Raw genomic sequence first — 5,000 nt, 5'->3', positions numbered from 1 at the left:
GCTAACGCATTAAGTGTACCGCCTGGGGAGTACGGTCGCAAGATTAAAACTCAAAGGAATAGACGGGGACCCGCACAAGCGGTGGAGCATGTGGTTTAATTCGAAGATACGCGAAGAACCTTACCTGGGCTTGATATCCTAAGAACCTTATAGAGATATGAGGGTGCTAGCTTGCTAGAACTTAGAGACAGGTGCTGCACGGCTGTCGTCAGCTCGTGTCGTGAGATGTTGGGTTAAGTCCCGCAACGAGCGCAACCCACGTATTTAGTTGCTAACGGTTCGGCCGAGCACTCTAAATAGACTGCCTTCGTAAGGAGGAGGAAGGTGTGGACGACGTCAAGTCATCATGGCCCTTATGCCCAGGGCGACACACGTGCTACAATGGCATATACAATGAGACGCAATACCGCGAGGTGGAGCAAATCTATAAAATATGTCCCAGTTCGGATTGTTCTCTGCAACTCGAGAGCATGAAGCCGGAATCGCTAGTAATCGTAGATCAGCCATGCTACGGTGAATACGTTCCCGGGTCTTGTACTCACCGCCCGTCACACCATGGGAGTTGATTTCACTCGAAGCCGGAATACTAAACTAGTTACCGTCCACAGTGGAATCAGCGACTGGGGTGAAGTCGTAACAAGGTAACCGTAGGAGAACCTGCGGTTGGATCACCTCCTTTCTAGAGTACAAAGTAATAAGTCTCACAACTATTACTTCAATATATAAACTCAATTGATTCTTGTTTAGATTTCAAAGATTGATGATAAAGCTAATTGTTTATGGGGAATTAGCTCAGCTGGGAGAGCGCCTGCTTTGCACGCAGGAGGTCAGCGGTTCGATCCCGCTATTCTCCACCATTTATTAAGGGCCTATAGCTCAGCTGGTTAGAGTGCACCCCTGATAAGGGTGAGGTCACAAGTTCAAGTCTTGTTAGGCCCACCATAAAAAAGATTTGAATAAAAAAGCTTTAAAATCTAAAGCAAGTATATAAAGTAGATTAAATATAAAATATAAACTCTATACTTAGATTTATTTTTATCTTTAGCTATAAAAGAATATACTTTAATAGATATAAATAGCATATACATTATGTATTTATATTTATAATGAGATTATATTAATATATATACTTCCTTTAGGTTTTAAACCTAAATGTTCTTTTTAATTATCATTGTTAAGAGTCACAAGCAAGTTTTAATAAAAACAATTTTACAGGACTTGTTAAAGGATAAAACCTATTTATCTTTTCTTTAGTTTAACTTATATCTTTTAATTATCTTTATTTCTATAATAAAGAGAATATTAGATTTAAGATTTATAAATTAAAGACAAGTTTCAAACTCACAGCTTAGTTGAGACTAAATCATTTAGTTTTATATTAAGTGTTTGAATGCTTTCCGTCTTAAGATAAAGAAGTCTTATCATAAAAACTTTAACAAGGAAGTGATGCGTTTTAGAATCAATAATAAAAGGTAAAAAAAGGTAAGCTACTAAGAGCGAATGGTGGATGCCTTGACTGGTAAAGGCGATGAAGGACGTACTAGACTGCGATAAGCTACGGGGAGCTGTCAAGAAGCTTTGATCCGTAGATTTCCGAATGGGGCAACCCAATGTATAGAGATATACATTACCTATATAGGAGCGAACGAGGGGAATTGAAACATCTTAGTACCCTCAGGAAAAGAAATCAATAGAGATTGCGTCAGTAGCGGCGAGCGAAAGCGCAAGAGGGCAAACCCAGTGCTTGCACTGGGGGTTGTAGGACTGCAATGTGCAAGAGCTGAGTTTAGCAGAACATTCTGGAAAGTATAGCCATAGAGGGTGATAGTCCCGTATGCGAAAAACAAAGCTTAGCTAGCAGTATCCTGAGTAGGGCGGGACACGAGGAATCCTGTCTGAATCTGGGTCGACCACGATCCAACCCTAAATACTAATACCAGATCGATAGTGCACAAGTACCGTGAGGGAAAGGTGAAAAGAACTGAGGTGATCAGAGTGAAATAGAACCTGAAACCATTTGCTTACAATCATTCAGAGCACTATGTAGCAATACAGTGTGATGGACTGCCTTTTGCATAATGAGCCTGCGAGTTGTGGTGTCTGGCAAGGTTAAGCAAACGCGAAGCCGTAGCGAAAGCGAGTCTGAATAGGGCGCTTAGTCAGATGCTGCAGACCCGAAACGAAGTGATCTATCCATGAGCAAGTTGAAGCTAGTGTAAGAACTAGTGGAGGACTGAACCCATAGGCGTTGAAAAGCCCCGGGATGACTTGTGGATAGGGGTGAAAGGCCAATCAAACTTCGTGATAGCTGGTTCTCTCCGAAATATATTTAGGTATAGCGTTGTGTCGTAATATAAGGGGGTAGAGCACTGAATGGGCTAGGGCATACACCAATGTACCAAACCCTATCAAACTCCGAATACCTTATATGTAATCACAGCAGTCAGGCGGCGAGTGATAAAATCCGTCGTCAAGAGGGAAACAACCCAGACTACCAGCTAAGGTCCCTAAATCTTACTTAAGTGGAAAACGATGTGAAGTTACTTAAACAACCAGGAGGTTGGCTTAGAAGCAGCCATCCTTTAAAGAAAGCGTAATAGCTCACTGGTCTAGTGATTTTGCGCGGAAAATATAACGGGGCTAAAGTAAGTACCGAAGCTGTAGACTTGCACACAACTTAGATTATTTAAGTTTAGAATATGAGAAACTAAGTTATATGTTTAGTTATATTTTTACTGATTTTTATAGAGTAAAGATAGAAATAAAACTTAGTAAAATCAGTAAAAATATTCTTAGGCTAAAGTTAAGTAGTTTAAGTTGTGTGCAAGTGGTAGGAGAGCGTTCTATTTGCGTCGAAGGTATACCGGTAAGGAGTGCTGGAGCGAATAGAAGTGAGCATGCAGGCATGAGTAGCGATAATTAATGTGAGAATCATTAACGCCGTAAACCCAAGGTTTCCTACGCGATGCTCGTCATCGTAGGGTTAGTCGGGTCCTAAGTCGAGTCCGAAAGGGGTAGACGATGGCAAATTGGTTAATATTCCAATACCAACATTAGTGTGCGATGGAAGGACGCTTAGGGCTAAGGGGGCTAGCGGATGGAAGTGCTAGTCTAAGGTCGTAGGAGGTTATACAGGCAAATCCGTATAACAATACTCCGAGAACTGAAAGGCTTTTTGAAGTCTTCGGATGGATAGAAGAACCCCTGATGCCGTCGAGCCAAGAAAAGTTTCTAAGTTTAGCTAATGTTGCCCGTACCGTAAACCGACACAGGTGGGTGGGATGAGTATTCTAAGGCGCGTGGAAGAACTCTCTTTAAGGAACTCTGCAAAATAGCACCGTATCTTCGGTATAAGGTGTGGTTAGCTTCGTACTAGGATTTACTCCGAAAGCGAAGAAACTTACAACAAAGAGTCCCTCCCGACTGTTTACCAAAAACACAGCACTCTGCTAACTCGTAAGAGGATGTATAGGGTGTGACGCCTGCCCGGTGCTCGAAGGTTAATTGATGGGGTTAGCATTAGCGAAGCTCTTGATCGAAGCCCGAGTAAACGGCGGCCGTAACTATAACGGTCCTAAGGTAGCGAAATTCCTTGTCGGTTAAATACCGACCTGCATGAATGGCGTAACGAGATGGGAGCTGTCTCAAAGAGGGATCCAGTGAAATTGTAGTGGAGGTGAAAATTCCTCCTACCCGCGGCAAGACGGAAAGACCCCGTGGACCTTTACTACAGCTTGACACTGCTACTTGGATAAGAATGTGCAGGATAGGTGGGAGGCTTTGAGTATATGACGCCAGTTGTATATGAGCCATTGTTGAGATACCACTCTTTCTTATTTGGGTAGCTAACCAGCTTGAGTTATCCTCAAGTGGGACAATGTCTGGTGGGTAGTTTGACTGGGGCGGTCGCCTCCCAAATAATAACGGAGGCTTACAAAGGTTGGCTCAGAACGGTTGGAAATCGTTCGTAGAGTATAAAGGTATAAGCCAGCTTAACTGCAAGACATACAAGTCAAGCAGAGACGAAAGTCGGTCTTAGTGATCCGGTGGTTCTGTGTGGAAGGGCCATCGCTCAAAGGATAAAAGGTACCCCGGGGATAACAGGCTGATCTCCCCCAAGAGCTCACATCGACGGGGAGGTTTGGCACCTCGATGTCGGCTCATCGCATCCTGGGGCTGGAGCAGGTCCCAAGGGTATGGCTGTTCGCCATTTAAAGCGGTACGCGAGCTGGGTTCAGAACGTCGTGAGACAGTTCGGTCCCTATCTGCCGTGGGCGTAAGAAGATTGAAGAGATTTGACCCTAGTACGAGAGGACCGGGTTGAACAAACCACTGGTGTAGCTGTTGTTCTGCCAAGAGCATCGCAGCGTAGCTAAGTTTGGAAAGGATAAACGCTGAAAGCATCTAAGCGTGAAGCCAACTCTAAGATGAATCTTCTCTAAGCTCTCTAGAAGACTACTAGTTTGATAGGCTGGGTGTGTAATGGATGAAAGTCCTTTAGCTGACCAGTACTAATAGAGCGTTTGGCTTATCTTTAATAAAGCATCACTTCCTTGTTAAGGTTTTTAAGAAGACTTTGAATATAAATAATATTTAGAGTTTAGTAGAAATCTTTCAAGTAGAGTTTGTATTAGAACTTGCTCTTAACATTGTTTTTTAAGTATTCTATATAAAAACTTATCAAAGATAAAAGATAAGAAAAAAATAAAGAAAAACAAAAGAAGAAAGAGAATAAAGAAAAAAGTAAAGAAATAAAAGATTAAGCTTTATTTTTTAAATTCAATCTTTCAAAGAATATTTAAATAACAATGTCCGTGATTATACAGATGTGGAAACGCCTTGCTCCATCCCGAACCAAGAAGCTAAGCACATCGTGGGTGATGATACTACGCCTTACTGGCAGGGGGAAAGTAGCTCATTGCGGACTTGTTAAATGTCTTCATTACTTACTTTATATATAAATCCTATGTTTATTTTTATTGTTGTTTTAGATGGTGTTT

Annotated in this window: 2 tRNA genes and 3 rRNA genes (1 of these 5 running past the window's edge); all 5 read left to right on the top strand. The window is 42.0% G+C overall.

Annotated features, from left to right (window positions below):
* Positions 1-679: ribosomal RNA gene (locus ELQ10_RS08435) — 16S ribosomal RNA — on the top strand (it extends 834 nt beyond the left edge of the window).
* 102 nt (positions 680-781) lie between these two features.
* Positions 782-857 (top strand) — tRNA-Ala (locus tag ELQ10_RS08430).
* Between the two features lie 8 nt (positions 858-865).
* A tRNA-Ile gene (locus ELQ10_RS08425) sits at positions 866-942 on the top strand.
* Between the two features lie 538 nt (positions 943-1,480).
* Positions 1,481-4,536: ribosomal RNA gene (locus tag ELQ10_RS08420) — 23S ribosomal RNA — on the top strand.
* Positions 4,537-4,810: 274 nt separating this feature from the next.
* Positions 4,811-4,927 (top strand): 5S ribosomal RNA (rrf, locus tag ELQ10_RS08415).
* Together the 16S, 23S and 5S rRNA genes with 2 tRNA genes alongside form the textbook arrangement of a ribosomal RNA operon.
* Positions 4,928-5,000: the final 73 nt, after the last annotated feature.

The organism is Campylobacter sp. US42a (assembly GCF_004379055.1).
Lineage (GTDB): Bacteria > Campylobacterota > Campylobacteria > Campylobacterales > Campylobacteraceae > Campylobacter_D > Campylobacter_D jejuni.
Note: the sequence above shows the minus strand (reverse complement) of the source record. Positions and strands in the feature narration are given on the sequence as shown.